Here is a 21,844-nt window from a genome sequence, read left to right on the forward strand (position 1 = left end):
TCAGCACCGGGTACGTGCTCTCCTCACGCGGCCGAGCGGCCGAACAGGTCAGCCGTCGGCGGATCCGCGCGGGCGGGCACGGCCGGCACCGCCGCCCGCGCCTCAACGATGGCGCGGCATCTGCCCTTGGCGCAGGACCACATGCCGTCGCTGCGATTCCGAAAGACGCCATAGCCGAACGAGGCGCCTAACACCCCGCAAGAGGCGCAGGTGTGCTCGCCCGGCGGCTCCCGCTGAGCCTCGGCCGCCTTCCGCGCGGCCTCGCGGTCGCGCAGCTCGGCCTTCCAGAGATCGGGGCGCCGGCTCACCGTGCGCCTCCCACCTGGCCCTGGCGCTGGTCGAGGCGGGCCATCAGCCGGCCGATGTCCGGGCCGTGGCCGGTCGCGCGGAGCCGGGCGATGTCCTCGTCCAGCTTCGCCCGCTGCGCCCGGGCGATCTCGGCCGGCGTCTCAGCGCGGTGCCGCGGAGGCTCGGCCTGCCGCATGCGCTGCAGGTGCGCTTCAGCCGCCTTCGCGACCTCCGCGCGCTGCTCCGCCGTCGGCACGTCGTAGATCTCGGCGTCGAGCACGCGCCGAATGTGCAGCAGTTGCATCCGGAGCGGAATCAGCCCTTCGCGCGCCTCGTCGGTGAACTCGGCCGGGGAGGGCCGCCAGCGCTTCGCCCACGGCCGCAGCGTCTTACCGTTCCGGAAGCGCTCGGCCGCCTCGTGAATCGCGGCCAAAGGGAGGTCCTTCAGCGCCGACACGTACTCCGCGACGAGCACTTCGTTCTCGTCGTCGCCGCGACCGCGGCCCTGCTCGAATCCCAGCAGCACCCGGGTCACGACCGTGTCGACGTGCCGAGGATTCGAGGCCGCCGTCAGCTCGGCCCTAAGCCGCTCGGCGACGTCGGAGAGCACTCGACGCTCGGCTGTCGTGGCCGCCCTGTCCCGCCGCACGCAGCAACGGGTCGGAAGGACGGGATGCGCCTCCAGCCTGCCATGGAGTGCCGAGATCCTCTCCTCGACCTGGGCCGGCGTCGGGGTCGTTCGCGTCGATGGCAGGCGGTTCGACATCGTAGGCTCCCATCTGAGATGCGGCGTGCTGGCGGATGAGGCGGGCGGCGAGACCCGTAGGCGCTGGCTGGGCAGGGCGGCCGCGGTCCGGGCGCCGACCCATCGCTTCGCGGCGGGCCTGGAGGCGCCGGTCGACCCAGCTCGTGAAGTCGGCCAGCTCGCGGCCGTCGGCGTCCTCGATCAGGCCGAGCACCACCACCGCCTCGTCCTGGGCGATCGCCAGCCAGTGGCCGATCAGGGCCAGGGCGGACCGCTGGGACCGACCAGTGTTCGCGCAGATCAGCGCGGCACCCCGGGTCAGCAGATCCCGGCGGAAGGCTCGGGCCTGCTCGGCCGCGCCTGCGCCAGCTTGCCCGACATCGTCGGCCGACCCGTCAGGGTCGGAACCGGGGGTCGGGGAGGGGTTAAGGGGTGGGGGTGGAGGTGCAGGAGGAGGGGGTGGACCATCCGGGGAGGGGACGGGGGGTAACGCGTTACCGCCGTTACCAGCGTTACGGTGCGTTTCACGGTGCTTGCGCACCCGAGCTGCGGTCTGGGCTCGACGCTTCTCGGTCTTCGCATCGACCTCGGCAGCCGCAGCCTTCTCGTCTGCCTCAATCACCGCGAGCAGCATCTCGGCCGACGCTCCGGCCGCCACGAGCGCGCGAAGGGCTTCTGAACGGATCGCCATCGCCTACTCCGCGGCCATGAGGAGGGGATCGGCGCCGGCTTCGTCGGTGAAGTCCTCCCAGGAAATGCGGCTGAGCTGCGTCGGGCCGCGATGAGAGAGGTCCCAGACGAACCACGCGAAGGCCATGTTCGAGGAGGCCTTCGGGCCAACCCAGCCGTCGCGGTGCATCATCGGCAGGCGCTTGCGGAAGCAATGCACCCGGGCCAGCGTGCCGGTGTCGAGGATGGAGCCGCGTGAGATGCTCTCGTAGAACGAGAACCGCAGCAGCATCATCACGCGCGGGCAGAGCCGCACGGCCTGCTCCACGAAGGCGCGAGCGTCCTTGTAGGGCGGGTTCGTGACGATGCAGTCGATGCCGTCAGGGGCCGCGTCGACCTTCAGAAAGTCGACGTCCGAGACCTGCCCCTTCCAGCCATAGTCGACGAGGTCGGTGGCCAGCACGTCGTGCCCGGCCGCATACAGCTCGCGCACGATGGCGCCGGGCCCACAGGCAGGCTCCCAGATCCGTTGTGGGAGCCATTCGGTCCCGATCAGAGCCCGCACGGCGACGGCCGGCGTCTCGTACAGGTCGTTCCCCCGCTCCGCGAGCGCGTGCGCCTTGTTCTCGCGATGGGTCACAGCGCGGATCTCCGCAGGCGCGAGGAATCGGCGCTGCCGCGCACGACGAGGGAGATGCTGCCGGAGAGCGCGCGGCCCGCGAGGACGGGGAGGTGCCATGTCATGCCACCGCCTCCAGCGGAGGGCGTACGGGGGCGATCGGCTCGAGGGCAGCGCCATCGGACAGGCCGCGCACCGTGGCAGCGACCTCGTCGTGCTCGGCGTGCCACTCGAGCAGCACGCGGACGGCATCCCGGTCGTTGTCGACGACGCCGTGCCGCTGGAGCAGGTCGGACACCGCCTTGGCGGCGTTGTCGATGTCCATGCGGGCCGTGCGCGGGACGGCCAGCAGGAGGACGTACGGCCCGGGGACGCGACCGGGACGCTGCGCCTGGAGGCGCCAACCGGCGCCATCAATCCACGACTTGTAGGCGTCCGACTTCACCGGGCCGCGCTCCTTCGTGTGCCGGTAAATCCGGTTCACCGAGGGCGGAACCGGCAGGAGCACGGTCACGGAATCGACCACGCGGCGCCCAGGCGGCGCGAACACGGGGCCGTGGGAGGCTGGCGGCTGGCGCATGGTCAGCCCTGCCGAGCCGGCGGCCAAGCCTCGGGGGCGAACGTCCGCGCGAGCGACGTGTCGGCCCAGAGGGGCGGCGCCTGATAGTCGGGGTGCGGGCGCGCGTGCTCGATGACGATGCGCAGCACCGCGGCCGGATCGTCGACCGGTAGGCGAAGCCGCTCACCGAGAACCAGGGTCCGCTTGATGCCCTCCATCGTCTGCCGCAACAGCGACGGAGCAGCGCCGCGCGTGATCTCGGCCAGGCCGTCGATGGTGTCGTCGTCGAAGTCGAACGGCAGCCCGTACCGCTTGAGGATCGCCCAGCGCTCATCATCACCGGGCAGGGCGACGTCGATCTGCAGGCCGAACCGGCGCCAGAGCGCCTTGTCGAGCTTGTCGTGCCGGTTGGTTGCAGCGATCAGGCGGCCGCCGAACGCCTCGATCTTCTGGAGCAGCGTGGTCAGCGCCGCATTCATCTCACGAGCGCAGGCCTGATCGTCGTTGCTGCGCTCCGAACCGATCGCGTCAATTTCGTCCATCAGGACGACGCACGGCGCACCGACCTTCGCCAGACCATCGAACAGCTCGGCGACCTTCCGCCCCGTGCCACCGAGCGACGATTCCACGAGCTGCTCGGCCTGGACGATCACCAGCGGCACGCCGAGGCGGGCGGCGAGGTGATGGGCGAGCGTCGTCTTTCCGCAGCCGGGCGGTCCGTAGAGCAGGGCGGTGCTGCGCGGCTTCACTCCGACCGCCGCGAGATCGGCTGCCGCGTGGATCTCGGCGAGCCATCCGAGAATGGCCGCGCGCACGCCGGGCCCCAGGATCGGCTCCTCGGCATCCTTCGATTCCCGGACATCGACCATGGCGCCGAGCTGCGTGCGCAGCCGTTGAGCCGCGCTCGCCTCCTCGGCGGCCGCCTTCCCGCGCGTGAGGCGGGTGGGCTGCATCTCCCGAACCGGTCTCACGACGCAGCCCCTTCACCAGCCTCGTCAGCTGCGGGCTTCTTCTTCCGGCGGAAGGCGTCGGGGATCTCCATCCCGTCTGATCCCTTGCGCAGGCACCAGCCCTCATCCCAGGCAGCGCGGCGGGGATCGCCGGCGACGTAGGGGTTCGAGAAGACGCGCTCGCCAGCGGCGGCCGCGGAGGAGCCCTCCTCGCGGGCGGTGGCCAGCGCCTCTTCGCTCATGGCGCCGGCGGGCGGCGCAGAAGGAGCCATGGCGGCTGTCTCCGCGTCGTCCTCGAGGTGCATGGCATCCTCGGTCGCTGCCGCGTGCCCTTCGGGATCCGCGATGGGGTCGAACAGGCGTCGAGCCGCATCACCGAGCGGGGTGCCGTCGAGCATGCCGAGGCTGGCGAGGTAGACATCCGCCAGCGCCGCGGTCTCTTCGCGCGCTTCGCGCTCCTCCATGGTCTCGCGCATGCGCGCGATGACGACGGCGAGCGCCTTCTTGTCGAAGCCACGAGCGGCGGCTTCGTTCTTGACCTCTTTGATGTCGCCCGCGAGCGCTTTCCGCTCGTCCTCAATACGGACGATCCGCTCTGCATAGGAACGAAGCTCGGCGACAGTATCGACGTTGGGCCGAGCTTGATCTTCGGCCTTCCTACCTTTACCCATCACATCCTCCAGGAAGACTTCGACTGACCGCCCGGCACCCGCTCCCACAGCAGGCCGGGCGGTTCTCGTTTCAGGGGTGCGGGCGGTTGCCCGGCAGGCGCGGGTCGTGGCCGGCGTGACGGGGCACGCGCGGCTCCTCGACGACGGGCAAGCGGTCGCCGAGCGGCGCGTGGAACTGCTGCTGCGCGGGCGCCGGCGTGATCGACACCAGGGCGTGCGCCATCGCCTCGGCCCAGCCCAGAAGGGCGATCAGGCCCTTGCGGATGATCGCGTTCACGGCCGTCTCGGGGACGTGCTTCTCGACGCCCTCGCGCAGGGTCGCGAAGTGCGTCGGCAGGGCGGTGACGAAGGCGCCGTCGGACATGGTCAGGCCGCCGCCAGCCGCTCACGGAGCAGGTAGCCTTCCAGCTCCCAGATGCGCTCGCGAGCGTTCCGGTGCGCGATCTGCTCGCCAATCGCCGGATCGAAGTTCTCGGGCGACGCCGCGGCGCTGGTGCCGGTGACGATGAAGCCGTTGCGCAGGGTGAGCGCGCAGACCGTCAGCGTCGTGCCCGGAAACACGTGGTAGGCTGCGCTGACGATGCGGCTGTCGATGTGATCGGGCGTCAGGCGGGGTGCGTTCAGCCCCTTCGCCTGCAGCTCGGCTTCCAGCTTGGTCTCGTCGCTCGACATGGTCGGCTCCTTCTGTGCGGCGGGAGGGGAGGTCAGGCGGCGTCGGCCGGGAGGACCATCCAGTCCTCGGCGAGCATGTCCGTCTGGGAGGCGAGCCATCCCATGAGGATCTCGCCGGTGGCGGTCTTCATGGTGATGGCGGGGAGGACGGTCGCGGTGCCGCCGCTGCGGCGCGCGAAGTGGGCGTTGTTTGCCGACCAGAAGCGCTCGGCGACGACCTCGAGCCCACGGGGCGGCCCACTAAGCGAGAGCCACATGCCCTTGCCGTTCCAGCCAGCCCGGCAGACGCGCTCGCCGGCCTTCAGCGCACGGAGGGCATCGCCGAACGACATTGCCGCCGGGTCGCGGTCCTCGGCCGGCACGTAGGTCGCTTCGAAGACATCGGGCTTGCACGGATAGAAGCCGGCGCCGTTCATCTCGGTGATGATCCAGTCGCCCGGCTGAACCCCGACGAAGCCCTGGCGACCCTCAATGCAGAAGCCGGTGCCGAAGCCGGCCTTGACCGCAGGATGGTCGCCGATCTTGTTGAACTGCACCGCCTCGACCGTGACGGGGCGCTTCGTAAACCGGCCCATACTCACTCCTCCTCACCCGCGGCCCGCCACAGCGGCAGGTCCGTCAGATCACCCGCACCCGGCAGGCCCGGCACACGCGGGCGAGCATCCGGACGGACCAGTGCCGGTGAGGTCGACCGTCCTGGACGGCGCGGAGCTGCGCCCGCAGCCGGCGCGCCTCCAGGCGTGCGCGCAGCAGCCGGACGATCGGCGCGAAGAGCCGCATGGAGATCCTCCCGGAGCAGAGCGTTGGTGGCTTCTGCGGCGTCGGCCGCGGCCTCGATGTTCGTGCAGAGCCGCTCGTAGGCGGTCCGAATGTTGTGCAGGACGTGCCCGTCGAGGCCGGTGTCCTGTCGGCCCATGAACTTGCGGACCCAGGAGCCCGAGGCCCCGATCCGGCGCCCGACCGCGTCGTAGGCGGCCATCTTCGAACCCATGCTCGACTGGGCGAGGCGGACGAGCGCCGACAGCTTCGGCAAGGTCTCGTCCCGAGCTTGAGATGCGGTCAGCATTGCTCGGTTCCGGTCAGTCTTTGTCCCCACAGCGCCATTCCTTCGCGACATCTTGCGGATGTCGAACAGGAGCGCAGCGAATGCGGGAGGTTGACGGAGTACGCACGACACACAGCGCGACCGGCAGCTTGCAGGCGGAGACGGGCGCGCAGGAGAGGGGACGACCCGGCCGAGGGTCCGAGATTGCGATGGTCTCGGCCGGGTCGCTCGCTGGCGGGAGGCGTGAGCCTGCGACCGCTGCGATGGGGGGAAGCTGTGCACAGCCGCGCGACAGCCAGTAAAGACGTCGGCACGGCCGAGGCGTTACAGTTTTCGCGGACGAGAACGGCAGACCCGGCGATGTGCTTGAGCACCGACATTTCAGGCGCGCCTCTTCAGACGCGCCATGCCACGGCTCACGCGCTCCCGAAGCGAGGCGGTGTTGTCCTGCCCGACAACGACAACCTCCGCGGGGCTGGGCGACCGGGCGGCAGCGACAGGCTCGATCGGAACGAAGCTGACGCCGTGGTCCATGGCATCGGCCATGCGCACCAGGTCGGCGAACCGGTCTCGGTACGGGAGCAGCGCGAGAAGCTCGGCGTCCTGAGCTTCGGCCTGGAGGTGCTGCGCGGCGCGCTCCAGGTCGAGGGCCTGCTGCGCCATCTCGGCCGGCGCGCCGGTGTCCGGATGCTCGCCGCGCTCGACCTCGATGGAGAGACGCGACGCCAGGATCGCGAACGCGCCCGCAGCGCGGCGGCAGGCGCAGCCAAGCGCCAGTAGGGTCTTCGCGTCGGTCACGGTGGGCTCCAGGCAGGAGACCGCCACCGAGGCTGCAGCCTCGACGCTGGCGACGGCAGGGGCACGCGGCGAAAGGCGAGGGGCGGCGCTCACCGGAGCGCTCCGCCGCAGACGATCAGCCCGGCGCCGACCACGAGGCCGACGTGGCTCGCGCGGCGGACCAGAGCGTCAGACGGACCACCCGAGATCAGAGCGCGCCCAGCGGTGCAGCTCAGGACGGACCACGCGCCGAGGAAGAGGCATGCCGTACCCATCAGCGCGCGCTCGACTGAGGGGCTACAGGCCCGCGGACAGGGCAGGCATTCGAGGGGCCGGTCACCCGCAGCGTCGCGCCCTTGAAGGCGCCCGAGCAGACGACACCCTGCACGCACGCGCCGTTGACGCCGCGGGCCGTGAAGCTGGTTCGGAAGCTGTCGCTCTCTGCGCAGCCGAACGGCGTGTAGCCGCCGATCGCGATGTCGGTGAACCCGTAGAGCTCGACCGTCTGACGCGCGACGTCGCTGTCGGAGCAGCCGGCGAGAGTGAGCGTCGCGGCGAGGAGGAGGGCGCGGCGCATCACGCGGCGGCTCCCTCGACGGAGGATGCCGCGTCTGACGGATCAGCAGGCGCCGGGTCGTTGGCGAAATCGAGCGCACGAACCGCACCTTCGGTCACGCGCTCAATCAGGATCAGCTTGTCGAGGCTCGGCTTGCGCCGGCCGTTCACATATCGCGTCACCGCAGCCTGGGTCGCGCCGATCATGGCGGCGAACTCGGTGTGGGTGAGCTCGTGCTGGCGAAGGTAGTCGGTGAGCCTCATACCAACCAACATACCGTTACGGTATATCAGCGACAAGCCCCCTTATACCATTTTGTCCTTAGACGAGGTGGACGGCGCGAAATATCACTTTGGTATGAGCGCGTTGAAGCAATTTCGGGAGAGGGCGCGGCTGACCCAGCAGGAGCTGGCGGATGCGGCGAGCACCTCGCAACCGCAGATCCGCCGGCTCGAAGCGGGTGAGCGGAAGCTCACGAAGGAATGGGCCGAGCGACTTGCCCCCGCTCTCGGCATCAGCGCGGAGACCCTGCTCTTCCCGCCCGCGAACCTGAATGAGCCGGAAGGCGAGGACGGGCCTGGCTGGACGATCGATGGGGAAGCCGGCCTGGACGTGCCGGGCGAAGTCGCGGCCGGCCGGTTCCTCACCGTCGATACCGCGGTCGATGAGACGATCTATGAGCGCGCGCCGGTGGTGCCGGACTCGCGCTACCCGCGGAAGGCGCAATACGGCCTCGTCGTGCGTGGCACCTCGATCAATCAGATAGCGATCGACGGCGACATCCTGCACTGCGTCGATATCGGGATCAGCGGGCACCAGCCGCAGAACGGCGACCTCGTGATCGTCGAGCAGATCCAGTTCGGCGGTCATCTGCGTGAACGCACCGCCAAGGTCTACCGTGTGGCCGAAGGTGGCTCCGTCGAGCTGCACCCAGACAGCGACGATCCACGGTGGCAGGAGCCGATCCACGTTCCTCGGCGTGAGCTGGAGTGGAAGCCCCGCGAGGATCTCCAGGTCGCGGTCCGAGCCTTCGTCATTGGCACATATCGGCCGATGCAGAAGCTCCTCCGGCGCTGAGGTCAGAACGGAAGGTTGTCCGCCAACCCAGGCGGCAGCCGGCCGAAGGTGGCGAGCGTGGTCGGCTCCGATCCATCGTCATATTCTGGATCCACGATCGTACGCGTGAAGGCGGCCGCCCCGATTGCCCGGCCGGTCTGGACCTTGTGCTCGGCGGTGCGGCAGGCGTCCTCAGGATCCCTGCAGCTCACGAGATTTCCCGCCACCAGCTTGCCCTTCACCAGCACGAAGAGCTGCACGTTGTGAGCGACGATGGGTTTGAGGGCCATGTTGTGCTCTCCCCTGTTGAACTGGATCGGTCGATCAAAACGGAAGGATATCTTTCGCTTCCGGTGGGACATCGCCAAAAGCAGCAATGGTGATCGGGCTGTCCTGAACTCCAAACTCTCCTGATGAGCGTCGTGAAAACGCCGCTGCTCCTGTCGACTCACCCCTTGCAACGCAACGCTCTGCCAATCGCCGAGCCTCGTCTGCTGTCCTGCACTCGGTGAGACGCCCGCGAGACCACTGCCCCGGACCGGCATCCTGAAAGCGTTGGACGGCGAACTGAACGCTTTGGCCCATGGCCACTCCTCTGCACGACCACAACCAGAGGGTGACACGGGACAGGAACGAAAGGCGAACAGAAAATACCGCGCCGGTTTGAGCCTGTGGACGGATGTGGATATCCGCCACGTTTGCGCTGCTGGTCAGCGGTGCTTCCGGATCCGCCGCACGCAAAATATGCCGAACTGGTATTGACTGAACATACCAGAACGGTATCATCTGCCCATCGCCGCTCACCGAGCCGATGGAGCCCCAGATGCTCACCGCCTACCTCGACAGTCTCCAGCACGCCTCGGCCACCACTGCGGTCGCGCACTGCCTGTTGGCATCGCTGACCATCGGCTTCGGCCCGTTCGTGCCGGGCTTCATCATCCAGCACGTGGCCGCCGTCCGGGGCGCCCGCTGACCATGGCGACCCACTCCGCCAAGGCGCGCGCCGCCAGCCTCGCCCGCTTCGCCGCCCGCTGCGACGCCGGCAAGGCGAGCCTCCGGGATCCCCGTTTCCGCCCGAGCCAGAGCCCGGCCCTCAACGCGGCGATCGCCGACGTCGAGGACCACGCCCGCCGCTGGGTCGCCGCCCGCGTCGAGACCAACCGCGAGCTGGGCCGCACCGAGGCGCCGGCCCGCGACACCCGCCTCGACCTGTACCTCGCGCCGGCCGCTGTCCGGTCGCCGACCGGAGCCCTGCTGTGAACGCCCAGCATCCCATTCGCGCCGCCTTCGGCCACCTGCCGAAGGTCGCCCCGCACCTCGTCGAGAGCGTCGCCGCGGATCAGCCCCTCGTCCGTCTGGCGCCGGGCTTTGAGGTCGACGCCGTCGCCACGTTCGAGCGCAATCACGCCATCGGCGAACTCGGCGCCAGCTTGTCCGGCCTCGACGGCATGCTGGAGGGGCTCGGCATGTTGGCTTGGCACGTCGAGCGCGCCACCGGGCGCGGCGCGGGCCAGGACTACGACCTCAGGAAGCTGGAGGCGATCAGCACTCGCCTCGCCGAGATCCACCAGAAGGTGGAGATCTCGGCCGGCCGGCTGACCTCGAAGCTGGCGGGTGCGCGATGAGCTGCGCCGTTCGCTCCGCTCCGGACCACCAGGCGTTCATCGCCTTGGTCGACCGCTACGCCGCCGAGTTCGGTCTCCCAACCTACAGCGAGATCGCCCAGGCGCTCCCGCGGCACGTCGCGGCTCACGAGATGGCCGAGCGCAACAGCGCCGACCTCTACGCCGCCCTGCGCACCCTCGAGGGCCAGGTCGGCGAGCTGCAGGTCCTCCTCGCCCGGACCGGCTTGGACCAGCCGCGCGCGGTCGTCGAACTCATCCTGGAGGAGGCGCTGGAGAAGGCCACGGCTGCCAGCATGGCCGCCGGCGTTGCGCTCTTCACCGCCGAGACCCGCGTCGACCTCGACGGGCGCGACGATGTCACGGTGCTCGCCGATGCGCGCACCCGGCTCCGGGCCGCCGGGAGGCGCGCGTGAGGCCGGCCCGCACCTCCGACGCGGCGTTCATCCGGCTCGACCGGCGGCCGCCGTCCCGCCCGCGCTTCGCTGCCACCGGCCCGCGCCCGCGCGGCGTGCCGAGCACCGTGGAGCTGTCCGAGCGCCAGACGGTCGCCGGCGTCATCCGCGAGGCTCGCCAGCGGGCCGGCCTGCCGCAGGCCGAGATCGCGCACCTGCTCGGCGCCTCCCAGACCGCCCTCAGCGCCTGGGAACGCGGCGACGAGCCCGTGCCGTTCGCCCGCCGCGCCCAGCTCGCCGACCTCTACGGCTTCGATCTCAGCCTCATCGCCGGCCTCGACGCCGAGAGCGTCGCGCTGACCGACGACGAGCGCTCCCTCCTCACCGCCTTCCGCCACATGCCCGCGGCCGACCGCCGGGCCCTCCTGGAGCTTGCCCGCCCGTGAGCATCGTCAGCTATCTCGACCTCGCCCTGGCGCTGCCGGCCGCCCTGGCGCTCGCCGCCCCGGAGCCGCGCGCGGCGGCCGCGCCCGAGGACATGCGCCTCACGCCCGCCGAGGCGGCCGAGCTGCTCCCGCGCGCTGGCATGGTCCACGTCCAGGTCGGACACGTCCGCGCCCGCTGGGAGCGCGGCGACCTCATCGCGGCGCTTCGGGCCGGCCGTGAGCGGCACCTCACGCTCGCCGCCCGCTCCGCCGGCTTCGGCCTCTCCTTCGTCCGCGACAGCGGGGAATCCGTCCTCGTCCAGACCGAGGACGAGAAGGTCCGCGACTGGCTGGAGCGCCAGGCCAAGCGGGCAGGGGAGTGACGGCGATGGCGCTGGACCTCGAACCCTACTGGCTCGTCCACGGCACCGGGCCGACGAACTACGCGCACCCGACCAAGGCTAGCGCCATCCGCGAGGCCGAGCGCCTCGCCCGCGAGAACCCGGGGCAGGCCTTCGTCGTGCTGGAGGCCGTCGAGGCCATCCGCCTCGTCGAGTTCGAGCGCCTCACCTTCGGCGAGCCGTCCGAGGTCTCGCCCGGACCGGTGCCGGGCAGCCGCGCTCGTCGCTTCGACGACATCCCCTTCTGAGGAGAGACCCGTGTCAGCAGCACGCCAAGAGATCGCCGTCGCGGAAACCACCCAGGTGCCGGCCGCCCAGCCGGCCGAGGGCGCCGCCGTCCTGTCCATCATCGAGCGGATGGCCCGGGACCCGAACATCGACCCGGACCGCGTCGAGCGGTTCCTCGTCATGGCGCGAGAGGATCGGGCTGAGCGCGCGCGCATCGCCTTCAACGCCGCGATGTCCGCCTGTCAGGCAGAGTTGCCGCGCGTCCTGCGCGACGCCCGCAACTCGCATTCCGGGGCCTCCTATGCCCGCCTGGAGAGCATCGCCAAGGCAACAGCGCCGATCATCGCCCGGCACGGCTTCTCGCTGTCGTTCGACACCGAGCCGTCGCCGATCCAGGGCAACCTCCGGGTCACCTGCACCTGTGCCCACGAGGCAGGGCACGAGCGCGCCTATCACCTCGACCTCCCGCCCGACACCGCCGGCGCCCAGGGCAAGGCCAACAAGACCCCCATCCAGGGGATCGGCTCCACGATCACCTATGCCCGGCGCTACCTCGTCCTGCAGGTGTTCAACATCGCGCTGACGAACGACCCGCACGACACGGACGGGGCGCCGGCCAGCGGCAACGACGACGTCATCAGCGACGAGCAGGCGGAGCAGATCCGCAAGCAGCTCACCGAGCACAAGATCCCGCCGGACCGGCTGCTGCGCTTCTTCGGCGTCGAGAGCGTGCCGGACCTGCCGGCCAATCGGTTCGACGAGGTCCTCGCCTCCATCAAGACCACCGTGGCCAACCGCGCCCGCCAGCAGGAGGGCCGCTGACATGGCCGATATGCGGCTGACCTTCGTGCGCCAGATCGAGCGTCGCTCCAGCGACGGGCGCCTGATGGGGCTGTTCCGCTGCTCGTGCGGTGCCGAGACCGAGGTCGCCATCGGTCGGGTGAAGGCTGGCACGACCAAGTCCTGCGGCTGCCTTCGTCGGGAGATCCCTCCGAACACCCTGAAACACGGCAGGCACGGCTCGCCTGAGTATAGCTCATGGACATCCATGAAGCGGCGCTGCTTGGACGCATCCCATAAAGATTTCGCTCGATACGGAGCGAAGGGGATCACGGTCCATCCCGAGTGGATCAACTCATTCCAGGCGTTCTTCGCGCACATCGGCGAGCGGCCGCCGGGCACAACGCTCGACAGGATCGACGGGAAACGCGGGTACGAGCCCGGGAACGTGCGCTGGGCAACGCCGAAAGTGCAGGCACACAATCGCGCCAGTCTAGTCTTGGTGAAAACTGACGCCGGGATCGTGCCCGTCATCGAATACGCCAGAGCACTCGGGATCAGTGGCGGCGCAGCTCTGATGCGCCTTCGTCGTGGAAAGCTGGAGGGCGCGACCTATGCCTGAGATGATCCAAGGGTCTCCCGAATGGTTGGATGCGAGGGCCGGTAAGGCCACGGCCTCGCGCATCTACGACGTCCTCGCCGTGAAGAAGGACGGCAAGCCGACCGCCGAGCGCGAGCGCTACCTGATGGAGCTCGTCGGCGAGCGGCTGACGGGGCTCACGACCCAGCACTACCTCACGGGCCCGATGCTGGAGGGCTCCGAGCGTGAGCCGCAGGCGGCCGACGCCTACGCCTTCCTGCACGGCGTCGACGTCGACCAGATCGGCTTCGTCGAGCACCCGAGCATAGCCATGGCCGGCGCCAGCCCGGACCGGCTGGTGGGCGATCTCGGCCTCGTCGAGATCAAGTGCCCGACCCTGCGCACGCACCTCGACACCCTGCTCTCCGGCACGATCCCGGAGCAGTACTTGCCGCAGATGCGCTGGCAGATGGCCTGCACGGGCCGGAAGTGGTGCGACTTCGCCTCGTGGCACCCGAGCGTGCCGCCGGTCCTCCGCCTCTGGGTGAAGCGCCTCCACCGCGACGACGAGCAGATCGCGAAGGACGAGGCCGCCGTGCTCGCCTTCCTCGGCGAGGTCGAGGCCCGCGTGGCGACCCTGTTGGCCATCGGAACGGCGGAGGCCGCCTGAGATGGCCCGCTACGTCCTCGAAGGCGAATGGTCCGGCTACTCGTCGTCCCAGCGCCGCGTCGTCCACCGCGAGACGATCAACGAACGCCGCCGCGCTCGGTACGAGGGCCGCGGCCGCCTGTTCGCGGTCCGGTTCACGGACGGCACCATGCTGGAGCTGTCCGTCCGTCCCGTCCGCCGCGGCGAGAAGGTCGAGACCCTCCTCGGCTACGGCTCCCTGATCTGCGAGGCCGAGGCGAGCACTGCGACGTGCTTCCAGGTCCGGCCGATCACCTCCGATGAGGAGGCCGCCTGATGGCCTGCGACTGCCTCACCCAGACCAACGCTCTGCTCGCGGAGCACAACACGAAGCTGCCGGGCACGATCGCGCTCCCGCGCAACGGTGTCCCCGGCTACGTCACCGTGACCCTGCTCACCGAGAAGGTCGCCCCGCGCGGCAAGCGTCCCGTCGTCATGGCGCCGACCTTCTGCCCGTTCTGCGGCGAGCGGTACGTGCCGCTCGCGGCCGTCGCTGAGGAGGCCGCCTGATCATGAGCGAGCGCGAGAACATCCAGCGCATCGCCGCCCTGAGCTTCGCCGAGCATGTCATGCAGGATGCACCTGCAATGTCGTGGCGGCTCGGCAAGCCGGGAACGGGCGCCTACGCATTCCGCGTCACTTGGGCCGCCGGCATGCTGGCGGTCGGAGGCGATCTCGGCACGGCCGTCTACGAGGTTTGGCCGGCATTCAACACTTTGGAGGGGGCGGTTGATTTCGTCGACAAAGCCAACTTCGACTATCTCACGAGTAAGTCGGAGTTCAAGGAGGAATACGACCGCGAGGCAACCGTCGAAGCCCTGATCCAGAGCGCCTACGAGGGCCTGCGGCATAAATGGCAGCCGCAGTTGTTCAAGCAGCTCTGCGACGAATACGGCGGCGACGAGAACGATCCGGCCGATCGGAAGGACGCTGTCCGTAGGTTCCGCGACGACGACAGCATGTCGGCCGAACGCATCTACAACCTGACTGGCGACTTCGAAGATCCGCTCTATCGGCACACGGCGCAATCGCGCTGGGCGTTCGAGGCCGTGAAGCTCTGGGCCGCCAAGATGAAGGCCCAGGCGCCTGCCGCCGAGGTGGCGGCATGACGGCCCTCCGCTGCCCCCACTGCAACCGAACGCTCGCCAGCACCGAGGCGCTGTTCTCGCACGTGAAGGCGAAGCACGGGCTCAAGGCGGCCCGCGCCTGCGTGCCGGAGCACCCGGTCTTCGTGCGCGAGGCCGAGCGCCGCGCGCGTCGCCAGGGCGGCGACCCCGAACCCAGCACGGCCGACCTGGTGATTGAGGCGCAGCTCGACCGGGCCATGGGCCTGCCTGTCGATCGCGACATCGCGGAGATGTTCGATGTCTGACGTGGCGACCATCTTCTGCGCCGACTGCGGCACCGAGTGCGCCCTGGTCGATGGGCGCGACGTCGACGCCCACGACCCCGCCATCGCCGACGCTTGGGTCTGGGCCTGCCCGGTGTGCCCCGCATCATGGGCGCATCAGGACAAGGACGGCGGCTGCGTCGGGCTCCCGGCCGGTCAGGCCACGGTCAACGCCCGCGCGCTGCTCCGCCTGCAGGTGATGGTGCCGCTCGTCCGACAGGCCCCGCCGAACGAGCAGACCCTCGCCGCGGCCCGCGTCCGCGCCTTCCTCGCTGACCATCTGGATCTGGCTGACCAGGATGGGCTTCTCGCGCACCTCAACCTGGATCAGCTCCGACAGGCGTGGCGCGTCCTTCACGCGACGACCTACGACGACGTGCGGATCTGGGCGCAGCGGCACCGCGGCACGAAGCGGCGCGCCCAGGCGAGCGGCGAGGGGGTGGCGGCATGAACGCTGTCCCCGACTACCGCGCCTTCCTGGAGGCGAAGGCCTGCGCCGCGCCGGTCACCGGCTACACCGTCACAGACGCGGAGATCCACCCACGCCTCCTTCCACATCAGCGCGCGATCGTCGCGTGGGCCGTCGCCGGCGGCTGCCGGGCGATCTTCGCCTTGTTCGGCCTCGGCAAGACCGGCATGCAGTTGGAGGTCCTGCGCCTCGTGCTGTCGCGGACTGGTGGCCGTGCGCTGATCGTGGCGCCGCTCGGCGTCCGGCAGGAGTTCATCCGCGAGGCCGCCGCGCTCGGGCAGACCATCGCCTTCGTGCGCCGGTCCGATGAGGTCGACGCGCCCGGCCTGTACCTCACGAACTACGAGAGCGTCCGCGACGGCCGCCTCGACCCGAACCTCTTCGCGGCGGCCTCGCTGGACGAGGCGAGCGTGCTGCGCTCGTTCGGCTCGAAGACGTACCAGACGTTCCTCACGCTGTTCCGCGAGGTCCGGCACCGCTTCGTCGCGACCGCCACGCCCTCGCCGAACCGCTTCAAGGAGCTGATCCACTACGCCGGATTCCTCGGCGTGATGGACACCGGCCAGGCCCTTACCCGGTTCTTTCAGCGCAACTCCGAGAAGGCGGGTGACCTCACCCTCTACCCGCACAAGGAGCGCGAGTTCTGGCTCTGGTGCGCGAGCTGGGGCGTGTTCCTGCAGCGCCCGTCCGACCTTGGCTTTTCGGATGAGGGCTACGACCTGCCGCCGCTCGTCGTGCGCTGGCACGAGGTGCAGACGAACCTCGCCGACGCGGGCGCAGATCGGGACGGCCAGGGCATCTTGTTCCGCGCCTCGGCCGTCGGGCTGGCCAGCGAGGCGCGCGAGCGGCGGGACAGCCTGCCGGCGCGGGTCGCGAAGCTCACCGAGCTGCTGGCTGCCGACCCGGACAGCCACCGCATCCTCTGGCACGACCTGGAGACGGAGCGCCACGCGATCTGCGCGGCCGTGCCGGATGCGGTAGCGGTCTACGGCAGCCAGGACCTCGACGAGCGTGAGGCCGCGATCCTCGCCTTCGCCGACGGCGAGATCCGCAACCTCGCCGCCAAGCCGATCATCGCTGGGTCCGGCTGCAACCTGCAGCGCCACTGCCACAAGGCCGTGTTCCTCGGCGTGTCGCACAAGTTCAACGACTTCATCCAGGCGATCCACCGCATCCAGCGGTTCCAACAGGCGCACCCCGTCGAGATCGACATCATCCACTCCGAGGCCGACCGGGAGACCGTGCGGGACCTGCAGGCGAAGTGGGCGCGCCACGACGAGATGGCAGCACAGATGGCAGAGATTATCCGTACCTACGGCCTGTCTCAGGCCGCGTTCGCGCAGGCGCTTGCCCGGTCCATCGGAACGGAGCGCATCGAGGCGTCCGGCCACGACTGGCGCATGGTCAACAACGACTGCGTCGAGGAATGCCGGCGGCTACCGGAGAACAGCCTCGACCTGATCGTTACGTCGATCCCGTTCTCGAACCACTACGAGTATACGCCGAGCTACAACGACTTCGGCCATACCGACTGCGACGAACACTTCTTCGCGCAGATGGACTTTCTCACCCCGGAGCTGCTGCGGGCGCTCAAGCCCGGCCGGCTCGCCTGCATCCACGTGAAGGACCGGATCCTGTTCGGCTCGGCCACCGGCTTCGGCACGCCGACGGTCAACCCGTTCCACGCCAAGACGCTGTTTCACTACCAGCGCCACGGCTTCGCCTACATGGGCCTGATCTTCATCGACACCGATGTGGTGCGGGAGAACAATCAGACCTACCGCCTCGGCTGGACGGAGAACGGCAAGGATTCGACCAAGATGGGGGTCGGGTCCCCTGAGTTCGTCCTGATCTTCCGGAAGCTGCCGTCCGACCTGTCGAAGGCCTATGCCGACGATCCGGTCACGAAGACGAAGCCGCACTGCCTCACGGCCGAGGGCGGTCTCGTCCCCTTCGATCAGCGCCTCCCGTCCGTGCCAGGTACCGGCTACTCGCGGGCCCGCTGGCAGGTCGACGCGCACGCCCGCTGGCGGTCCTCGGGCGACCGGCTGATGCCCGCCGACGAGATGGCGAAGCTCGGCCCCGACGTCCTGGCCCGCGTGTTCCGCGAGTTCAGCCTGCAGCAGGTCTACGATTACGAGACGCACGTCCGGATCGGCGAGGAGCTGGAGGCGCGGTTCGCCCTGCCGTCGCAGTTCTTGAGCCTGTGGCCTGGATCGTCCCGTGATGATGTCTGGACCGACATCGCCCGCATGCTCACCCTGAACACGGGTCAGGCCGCCAAGGGGCGCGAGAAGCACGTCTGCCCGCTCCAGTTCGACATCGTGGACCGGCTGATCGAGCGCTACTCGGCCCGAGGTGAGCTGGTGTTCGACCCCTTCGCCGGGATCGGCACGGTACCGCTCCGCGCGGTGAAGGCCGGCCGCCGCGGCGCCGGTGTCGAGCTGAACCCCGGCTACTTCTCGGACGCTACGGCCTACCTGCGGGCGCAGGAGCGCACCCACGCCACGCCGTCGCTGTTCGACCTGCTCGCCGCCGAGGGCCAGCCGGCCGCCGCGAAATCGGGAGAGGCGGCATGAACGCGCCCGATCTCTTTAGCTTCAAGCCTACGGTCCGAACCTTCCCGGTGGTCGAGGTCGAAGGCATCCGCGCGATCGTCGAGCGCGACCAGTGGTGCTGCTTTTACGCCATCGACGCCGGCAAGCCGTTCCCGAGCGAGACCGGCTTCCGGTCGGCCGGGAACGACCGCCCTGGCCCGGCCGAGGACATCCTGGCCGCGCTGATCGCGGAGCAGCGGAAGGACAAGAAGGGGCCGTTCCCCCTCCCGGCCACCGTCTACCGCCAGCCCTTCGCGGGTGAGGATCGACCGCAGCCGGCGCAGGGGGCGATGGTTGCCCTTCGGCAGCTCGCCGAGTCCCCGCTCAACGTCGACCTGATCCTGGCCGTCTATGCGCGCGACCAGGCCGGCAAGGCCTGGGGGACCGGCGATCCGGCGAAGCTCGTCGAGATCACGCAGCGGATCCTCGGCGACGGCTTCCAGGCCGAGAGCAGCCCGGACGGCGAGGGCTTCGCGGTGATCGCGCCCAGCGGCCTGCGCCTGCCGGCGAGGGGCTTCTTCCCGGCCGTCCACAACCTGCGCTGCCACGTGGCGCGCATCACCAGGGAGGCGACCCGGGCGACCATGCCCGCGCTCTTCCCGGTCCGGAAGCGGTCAGCCCGATCGGCTCCGGCTCCCCTCTTCACGCCCGCGGAGTAGCCCCATGGCCGAGTCCAGCATCATCACGCGCGAGCCGCCCGTCTCCACGACGCCGGTCCCGATCCTCTACGTGAACTGGCGCGGCGAGACGTCGGTGCGCCGGATCGTGCCGGGGCCGACGTGGTTTGGGTCGACCGAGTGGCACCCCGAGCCGCAGTGGCTGATGACGGCCGACGAGCCGGACACGGGCAAGCGCCGCGACTTCGCGCTCGCTGGCATCAAGGCGTGGGGCGAAGAGGCGGTCGCCTGTTCCACGATCACGACCAACGGCACGGTGCGCATCATCCCCGCAGACGAGCCGGTGTTCCTGCTCCGCGGGCAGGATGTGGTCGCCGCCGACACCGTGCGCTGGTGGGTAGAGCAGGCCGAGAACATGGGCGCGGGCCCAGACATCATCGCGATGGCGCTGGAGCACGCCGACCGCATGGAGGCGTGGCCCAAGAAGAAGGTCGCCGACCTGTCGCCCGCCCTCGCGACGGGAGGCGCCCGTGGCTGAGAACAGCGCGATCTCCTGGACGACGCACACTTTCAACCCCTGGATGGGCTGCACGAAGGTCTCCGTCGCCTGTGCGGGGTGCTACGCCGAGGCACTCATGGACACCCGCTACGGCAAGGTGTCCTGGGGCCCGGGCGAGGACCGCGTGCGCACGTCGGCCGCGAACTGGCGGCAGCCTCTGCGCTGGAACCGGCAGGCGGCAGAACAGGGGACCCGGCCCTTCGTCTTCTGCGCCTCGCTCGCCGACGTGTTCGACAACGAGGTGGATCCGGCGTGGCGCCGGGACCTGTTCGCCCTGATCGAGGCGACGCCGCATCTCGTCTGGCTGCTGCTCACGAAGCGGATTGGCAACGTGCTGCGGATGACCGATCCGGAGCGCGGCAACCCGCTCCTGCCGGTGAACGCCGCCGTCGGCGCTACGATGGCGAAGCAGGAGGAATACGACCGCGACGCGCCGAAGCTCGCAGCGGTGCGGCGTGACCGCGAGCCGCTGTTCACCTTCGGCAGCTTCGAGCCGCTGCTCGGCATGATCGTGATGGACGACGACGCGCCGGACTGGATCATCACCGGCGGCGAGACGCACCAGGGCCAGCATCGGGCCCGGCCGAGCCATCCGACGTGGTTCCGGAAGCTGCGCGACCAGAGCGCCGCCCTTGGCCGCGTCTACCACCACAAGCAAAACGGCGAGTGGGCGCCCCGGGGCGCGAAGGGCATCGTCTTCCCGGAGGCGAAGGCGGCGCCCTGCATCAAGCTCACCGACCGCGGCGAGGACGACTCCAGGTTCGGCGCCGGCGACGAGCCGGTGTGGATGCAGCTCGTCGGCAAGAAGGTCGCCGGCCGGCTCCTCGACGGCGTCGAGCACAACGGATTCCCGGAGGTGGCCCGTGGCTGACCGTCCCATCATCTTCTCGGCGCCCATGATCCGCGCGCTGCTGGCCGGTCGGAAGACGCAGACGCGGCGGCTCGCGAAGGTCCAGATCTACGACCACGTGAACCCGCGGTTCTCGCAGCTCCGAGCGCACCGCGAAGGCGGTGGCTGGCGCATCTACGGCAGCGAGCCGGCATCAGATCCGTTCAAGGTGCCGTATGCCGTCGGCGATCGCCTCTACGTCCGCGAGGCGTGGGCGCCACTCGACGCGCTGACCCATAGCGATCCGGGTGCCCAAGCCCTGGCCGACCGCGGCTTCTACCGGGCCGATGGAAGCACGGTCGACGGCGAGATCTCGCGCTGGCGCCCATCGATCCACATGCCGCGCCGGGCCTCGCGCCTGACGCTCCTAGTGACGGACGTCCGGGTCGAGCGCCTGCAGGACATCAGCGAGGGGGACGCGGCCGCGGAGGGCGTCGAGCTCGAAAGCGCCGACCCGCCCTTCCACTACGTGCCCGGGATCTGGCCGCACAGCATCACTGCCGTCGGCGTCGAGGAGCCCGGCGGCCGCCACGCGGCGCGCAGCTTCGCGAAGCTCTGGGGGCACATCAACGGGCCCGAGTCCTGGCTGGTCAATCCTTGGGTCGTCGTGGTCGGGTTCTCCGTCCACGCGCGCAACATCGACCAGCTCGAGCCGATCGCCGAGGCCGCAGAATGAGCTGCTACGTCGACCAGCCCATCTTCCCATTCGGGCGCATGATGATGTGCCACCTCTGGGCCGACAGCCTCGACGAGCTGCTGGCGATGGTGGACCGCATCGGTGTCGACCGGAAGTGGATCCAGGGCCACCCGGATCTCTCTTTCGGGAAGCACCGCAACGCCTCGTGGGTCCACTTCGACATCGCGAAAGGCAAGCGCGCCCTGGCGATCCAGGCCGGCGCGCTGGAGACCGACCGCTACGGGGCCAGCTACTTCGACGCCCAGCAGCGCGGGCGCACCAAGATGGTCGCGGACATCGAGGCGATCCGAGCCAAGGCGGGGAAGCCGGTCGACGGCATCATTCGGCCGACCGAGGACACGAGCGGGAGGGCAGCGTGAGCCGACGCGTCTATGCCGAGGGCACGAAGGTCCCGATCGCGCAGAGCCGGGCACAGATCGAGACCATGCTGCGGAAGGCCGGCGCCAACCGGATCGTCACCATGGACGAGGCCCTGGAGACGGTGGTCGCGTTCATGCTCGCCGGGCGCCTGATCCGGCTCCGGATCGAGATCCCGGGCGACGCTAGCGACCAGCGCCGCCGGGCGATCTGGCGAGCGATCGGCCTCGTCGTGAAGGCCAAGATCGAGGCCGTCGCGCAGGGGATCACCACCGTGGAGCAGGAGTGGCTTGCGCACATCGTCCTGCCCAACGGCAGAACGGTCGGCGACTGGATCGAGCCGCAGCTCCAGGTCGCCTACGACGAGGGCCGGATGCCGACCGAGCCGCTGATGCTGGAGGGCCCCCGCTGATGCCCCGAAGCGCCAGGATTCCTGCCCCAAACGAGGTCACCGACGAGACCATGATGCCGCTCAGCGTGGCCGCCGAGGTCGCGGTCGCGCATGGCGTCGTCACGAGCGCGTCGGCGAAGGCCTTGCGGCGC

At 69.8% G+C, this 21,844-nt stretch carries 40 protein-coding genes; 23 read left to right on the forward strand and 17 right to left on the reverse strand.

Translation table 11 applies throughout. The features are described 5' to 3' along the window. Window positions 1-23 precede the first annotated feature (23 nt). The 15 genes from BM396_RS27300 to BM396_RS27365 all read right to left on the reverse strand — a co-directional run bounded on the left by BM396_RS27300 (window position 24) and on the right by BM396_RS27365 (window position 7,814). A complete protein-coding gene (locus tag BM396_RS27300; RefSeq protein WP_043387867.1) occupies window positions 24-308 on the reverse strand; it encodes a hypothetical protein in 285 nt (94 codons plus the stop codon). Next, window positions 305-898 carry a hypothetical protein gene (locus tag BM396_RS27305; protein ID WP_081948807.1) on the reverse strand — a complete coding sequence of 198 codons (594 nt, stop codon included), beginning with the start codon at window positions 896-898 and terminating at the stop codon, window positions 305-307. The genes BM396_RS27300 and BM396_RS27305 overlap by 4 nt, the downstream gene beginning before the upstream one ends. After that, window positions 870-1,724 carry a hypothetical protein gene (locus BM396_RS32350; RefSeq protein WP_139239549.1) on the reverse strand — a complete coding sequence of 285 codons (855 nt, stop codon included), beginning with the start codon at window positions 1,722-1,724 and terminating at the stop codon, window positions 870-872. The genes BM396_RS27305 and BM396_RS32350 overlap by 29 nt, the downstream gene beginning before the upstream one ends. A gap of 3 nt (window positions 1,725-1,727) precedes the next feature. Beyond that, the gene (locus BM396_RS27315; protein ID WP_091995088.1) at window positions 1,728-2,342 is read right to left on the reverse strand and encodes a TRM11 family methyltransferase; all 615 of its coding nucleotides are present in this window, start codon (window positions 2,340-2,342) and stop codon (window positions 1,728-1,730) included. Between the two features lie 100 nt (window positions 2,343-2,442). Then, the gene (locus tag BM396_RS27320; protein ID WP_244538978.1) at window positions 2,443-2,901 is read right to left on the reverse strand and encodes a RusA family crossover junction endodeoxyribonuclease; all 459 of its coding nucleotides are present in this window, start codon (window positions 2,899-2,901) and stop codon (window positions 2,443-2,445) included. Window positions 2,902-2,903: 2 nt separating this feature from the next. Continuing rightward, window positions 2,904-3,833, reverse strand: a complete 930-nt coding sequence (locus BM396_RS27325; protein ID WP_024828629.1) for an ATP-binding protein — start codon at window positions 3,831-3,833, stop codon at window positions 2,904-2,906. A 14-nt stretch (window positions 3,834-3,847) separates the two neighbouring features. After that, window positions 3,848-4,501, reverse strand: coding sequence for a DUF2312 domain-containing protein (locus BM396_RS27330; protein WP_081948766.1), 654 nt, complete (start codon window positions 4,499-4,501; stop codon window positions 3,848-3,850). A 70-nt stretch (window positions 4,502-4,571) separates the two neighbouring features. Beyond that, window positions 4,572-4,865: a hypothetical protein gene (locus BM396_RS27335; protein ID WP_043387435.1), complete on the reverse strand. Its 294-nt coding sequence runs from the start codon at window positions 4,863-4,865 to the stop codon at window positions 4,572-4,574. 2 nt (window positions 4,866-4,867) lie between these two features. After that, window positions 4,868-5,173, reverse strand: coding sequence for a Gp49 family protein (locus BM396_RS27340; protein ID WP_043387433.1), 306 nt, complete (start codon window positions 5,171-5,173; stop codon window positions 4,868-4,870). Between the two features lie 32 nt (window positions 5,174-5,205). After that, a complete protein-coding gene (locus tag BM396_RS27345) occupies window positions 5,206-5,748 on the reverse strand; it encodes a DUF2829 domain-containing protein (RefSeq protein WP_051976257.1) in 543 nt (180 codons plus the stop codon). 2 nt (window positions 5,749-5,750) lie between these two features. Next, window positions 5,751-6,239, reverse strand: a complete 489-nt coding sequence (locus BM396_RS27350) for a hypothetical protein (protein WP_043387431.1) — start codon at window positions 6,237-6,239, stop codon at window positions 5,751-5,753. A 360-nt stretch (window positions 6,240-6,599) separates the two neighbouring features. Continuing rightward, window positions 6,600-7,016, reverse strand: a complete 417-nt coding sequence (locus BM396_RS27355; RefSeq protein ID WP_139239550.1) for a hypothetical protein — start codon at window positions 7,014-7,016, stop codon at window positions 6,600-6,602. A gap of 89 nt (window positions 7,017-7,105) precedes the next feature. After that, entirely contained in the window at window positions 7,106-7,270 is a 165-nt protein-coding gene (locus BM396_RS32995; RefSeq protein ID WP_158713306.1) for a hypothetical protein, read from the reverse strand. Next, the gene (locus BM396_RS27360) at window positions 7,270-7,572 is read right to left on the reverse strand and encodes a hypothetical protein (RefSeq protein ID WP_051976256.1); all 303 of its coding nucleotides are present in this window, start codon (window positions 7,570-7,572) and stop codon (window positions 7,270-7,272) included. Before BM396_RS27360 ends, BM396_RS32995 begins: the two co-directional genes overlap by 1 nt. Then, entirely contained in the window at window positions 7,572-7,814 is a 243-nt protein-coding gene (locus tag BM396_RS27365) for a helix-turn-helix domain-containing protein (RefSeq protein WP_043387429.1), read from the reverse strand. Before BM396_RS27365 ends, BM396_RS27360 begins: the two co-directional genes overlap by 1 nt. On the opposite strand from BM396_RS27365, the gene BM396_RS27370 reads away from it, so the two are divergent. Next, window positions 7,804-8,628, forward strand: a complete 825-nt coding sequence (locus BM396_RS27370) for an XRE family transcriptional regulator (RefSeq protein WP_158713305.1) — start codon at window positions 7,804-7,806, stop codon at window positions 8,626-8,628. The two genes, BM396_RS27365 and BM396_RS27370, sit on opposite strands and share 11 nt — an antisense overlap. Window positions 8,629-8,630: 2 nt before the next feature. On the opposite strand, the gene BM396_RS27375 is transcribed toward BM396_RS27370, so the two are convergent. Together BM396_RS27375 and BM396_RS32355 are read right to left on the reverse strand one after the other, a co-directional pair. Continuing rightward, window positions 8,631-8,897: a hypothetical protein gene (locus tag BM396_RS27375; RefSeq protein ID WP_043387427.1), complete on the reverse strand. Its 267-nt coding sequence runs from the start codon at window positions 8,895-8,897 to the stop codon at window positions 8,631-8,633. Between the two features lie 34 nt (window positions 8,898-8,931). Next, window positions 8,932-9,438 carry a hypothetical protein gene (locus BM396_RS32355; RefSeq protein ID WP_139239553.1) on the reverse strand — a complete coding sequence of 169 codons (507 nt, stop codon included), beginning with the start codon at window positions 9,436-9,438 and terminating at the stop codon, window positions 8,932-8,934. On the opposite strand from BM396_RS32355, the gene BM396_RS33000 reads away from it, so the two are divergent. From BM396_RS33000 to BM396_RS27480, 22 genes are read left to right on the forward strand one after another with little or no spacing between them, the layout of a single operon-like run. Next, window positions 9,431-9,580 carry a hypothetical protein gene (locus tag BM396_RS33000; RefSeq protein WP_158713304.1) on the forward strand — a complete coding sequence of 50 codons (150 nt, stop codon included), beginning with the start codon at window positions 9,431-9,433 and terminating at the stop codon, window positions 9,578-9,580. The genes BM396_RS32355 and BM396_RS33000 overlap by 8 nt on opposite strands. A 2-nt stretch (window positions 9,581-9,582) precedes the next feature. Next, entirely contained in the window at window positions 9,583-9,867 is a 285-nt protein-coding gene (locus tag BM396_RS27380) for a hypothetical protein (protein ID WP_043387425.1), read from the forward strand. After that, window positions 9,864-10,232: a hypothetical protein gene (locus BM396_RS27385; protein WP_043387423.1), complete on the forward strand. Its 369-nt coding sequence runs from the start codon at window positions 9,864-9,866 to the stop codon at window positions 10,230-10,232. Before BM396_RS27380 ends, BM396_RS27385 begins: the two co-directional genes overlap by 4 nt. Beyond that, on the forward strand, window positions 10,229-10,645 hold the full coding sequence (locus BM396_RS27390; protein WP_043387421.1) for a hypothetical protein: 417 nt from the start codon (window positions 10,229-10,231) through the stop codon (window positions 10,643-10,645). The genes BM396_RS27385 and BM396_RS27390 overlap by 4 nt, the downstream gene beginning before the upstream one ends. Further along, a complete protein-coding gene (locus BM396_RS27395; protein ID WP_043387419.1) occupies window positions 10,642-11,070 on the forward strand; it encodes a helix-turn-helix domain-containing protein in 429 nt (142 codons plus the stop codon). The genes BM396_RS27390 and BM396_RS27395 overlap by 4 nt, the downstream gene beginning before the upstream one ends. Beyond that, entirely contained in the window at window positions 11,067-11,432 is a 366-nt protein-coding gene (locus tag BM396_RS27400) for a hypothetical protein (RefSeq protein ID WP_043387417.1), read from the forward strand. The genes BM396_RS27395 and BM396_RS27400 overlap by 4 nt, the downstream gene beginning before the upstream one ends. 5 nt (window positions 11,433-11,437) lie before the next feature. Next, window positions 11,438-11,698: a DUF2188 domain-containing protein gene (locus BM396_RS27405; RefSeq protein WP_051976254.1), complete on the forward strand. Its 261-nt coding sequence runs from the start codon at window positions 11,438-11,440 to the stop codon at window positions 11,696-11,698. 10 nt (window positions 11,699-11,708) lie between these two features. Beyond that, window positions 11,709-12,500 (forward strand): ERF family protein, encoded by a 792-nt coding sequence (locus BM396_RS27410; RefSeq protein ID WP_051976253.1) that lies wholly within the window; start codon window positions 11,709-11,711, stop codon window positions 12,498-12,500. A 1-nt stretch (window position 12,501) separates the two neighbouring features. Continuing rightward, window positions 12,502-13,080 (forward strand): hypothetical protein, encoded by a 579-nt coding sequence (locus BM396_RS27415; RefSeq protein WP_051976252.1) that lies wholly within the window; start codon window positions 12,502-12,504, stop codon window positions 13,078-13,080. Beyond that, the gene (locus BM396_RS27420; RefSeq protein WP_051976251.1) at window positions 13,073-13,708 is read left to right on the forward strand and encodes a lambda exonuclease family protein; all 636 of its coding nucleotides are present in this window, start codon (window positions 13,073-13,075) and stop codon (window positions 13,706-13,708) included. Before BM396_RS27415 ends, BM396_RS27420 begins: the two co-directional genes overlap by 8 nt. Window position 13,709: 1 nt before the next feature. Then, complete coding sequence (locus tag BM396_RS27425; RefSeq protein WP_043387414.1) at window positions 13,710-14,003, forward strand: hypothetical protein; 294 nt, start codon at window positions 13,710-13,712, stop codon at window positions 14,001-14,003. Continuing rightward, window positions 14,003-14,236 (forward strand): hypothetical protein, encoded by a 234-nt coding sequence (locus BM396_RS27430; protein WP_043387412.1) that lies wholly within the window; start codon window positions 14,003-14,005, stop codon window positions 14,234-14,236. Before BM396_RS27425 ends, BM396_RS27430 begins: the two co-directional genes overlap by 1 nt. Before the next feature lie 2 nt (window positions 14,237-14,238). Beyond that, the gene (locus tag BM396_RS27435) at window positions 14,239-14,835 is read left to right on the forward strand and encodes a hypothetical protein (RefSeq protein ID WP_043387411.1); all 597 of its coding nucleotides are present in this window, start codon (window positions 14,239-14,241) and stop codon (window positions 14,833-14,835) included. Continuing rightward, window positions 14,832-15,098 (forward strand): hypothetical protein, encoded by a 267-nt coding sequence (locus BM396_RS27440; RefSeq protein WP_043387410.1) that lies wholly within the window; start codon window positions 14,832-14,834, stop codon window positions 15,096-15,098. The genes BM396_RS27435 and BM396_RS27440 overlap by 4 nt, the downstream gene beginning before the upstream one ends. Beyond that, window positions 15,091-15,567 carry a hypothetical protein gene (locus tag BM396_RS27445; RefSeq protein WP_139239554.1) on the forward strand — a complete coding sequence of 159 codons (477 nt, stop codon included), beginning with the start codon at window positions 15,091-15,093 and terminating at the stop codon, window positions 15,565-15,567. Before BM396_RS27440 ends, BM396_RS27445 begins: the two co-directional genes overlap by 8 nt. Beyond that, window positions 15,564-18,164: a DNA methyltransferase gene (locus tag BM396_RS27450; protein WP_043387406.1), complete on the forward strand. Its 2,601-nt coding sequence runs from the start codon at window positions 15,564-15,566 to the stop codon at window positions 18,162-18,164. The genes BM396_RS27445 and BM396_RS27450 overlap by 4 nt, the downstream gene beginning before the upstream one ends. Continuing rightward, window positions 18,161-18,841, forward strand: coding sequence for a hypothetical protein (locus BM396_RS27455; protein ID WP_043387405.1), 681 nt, complete (start codon window positions 18,161-18,163; stop codon window positions 18,839-18,841). The genes BM396_RS27450 and BM396_RS27455 overlap by 4 nt, the downstream gene beginning before the upstream one ends. Before the next feature lie 4 nt (window positions 18,842-18,845). Then, window positions 18,846-19,337 carry a hypothetical protein gene (locus BM396_RS33165; RefSeq protein ID WP_199807266.1) on the forward strand — a complete coding sequence of 164 codons (492 nt, stop codon included), beginning with the start codon at window positions 18,846-18,848 and terminating at the stop codon, window positions 19,335-19,337. Then, window positions 19,330-20,229 (forward strand): DUF5131 family protein, encoded by a 900-nt coding sequence (locus BM396_RS27465; protein ID WP_043387404.1) that lies wholly within the window; start codon window positions 19,330-19,332, stop codon window positions 20,227-20,229. The genes BM396_RS33165 and BM396_RS27465 overlap by 8 nt, the downstream gene beginning before the upstream one ends. Further along, complete coding sequence (locus tag BM396_RS27470) at window positions 20,222-20,923, forward strand: hypothetical protein (protein ID WP_043387403.1); 702 nt, start codon at window positions 20,222-20,224, stop codon at window positions 20,921-20,923. Before BM396_RS27465 ends, BM396_RS27470 begins: the two co-directional genes overlap by 8 nt. Further along, window positions 20,920-21,303, forward strand: a complete 384-nt coding sequence (locus BM396_RS27475) for a DUF4031 domain-containing protein (RefSeq protein WP_081948764.1) — start codon at window positions 20,920-20,922, stop codon at window positions 21,301-21,303. Before BM396_RS27470 ends, BM396_RS27475 begins: the two co-directional genes overlap by 4 nt. Further along, on the forward strand, window positions 21,300-21,713 hold the full coding sequence (locus BM396_RS27480; RefSeq protein ID WP_043387402.1) for a hypothetical protein: 414 nt from the start codon (window positions 21,300-21,302) through the stop codon (window positions 21,711-21,713). The genes BM396_RS27475 and BM396_RS27480 overlap by 4 nt, the downstream gene beginning before the upstream one ends. The last annotated feature ends 131 nt before the right edge of the window (window positions 21,714-21,844 follow it).

Origin of the sequence: Methylobacterium sp. UNCCL125, assembly GCF_900116795.1 — a bacterium.
GTDB classification, from domain to species: domain Bacteria; phylum Pseudomonadota; class Alphaproteobacteria; order Rhizobiales; family Beijerinckiaceae; genus Methylobacterium; species Methylobacterium fujisawaense.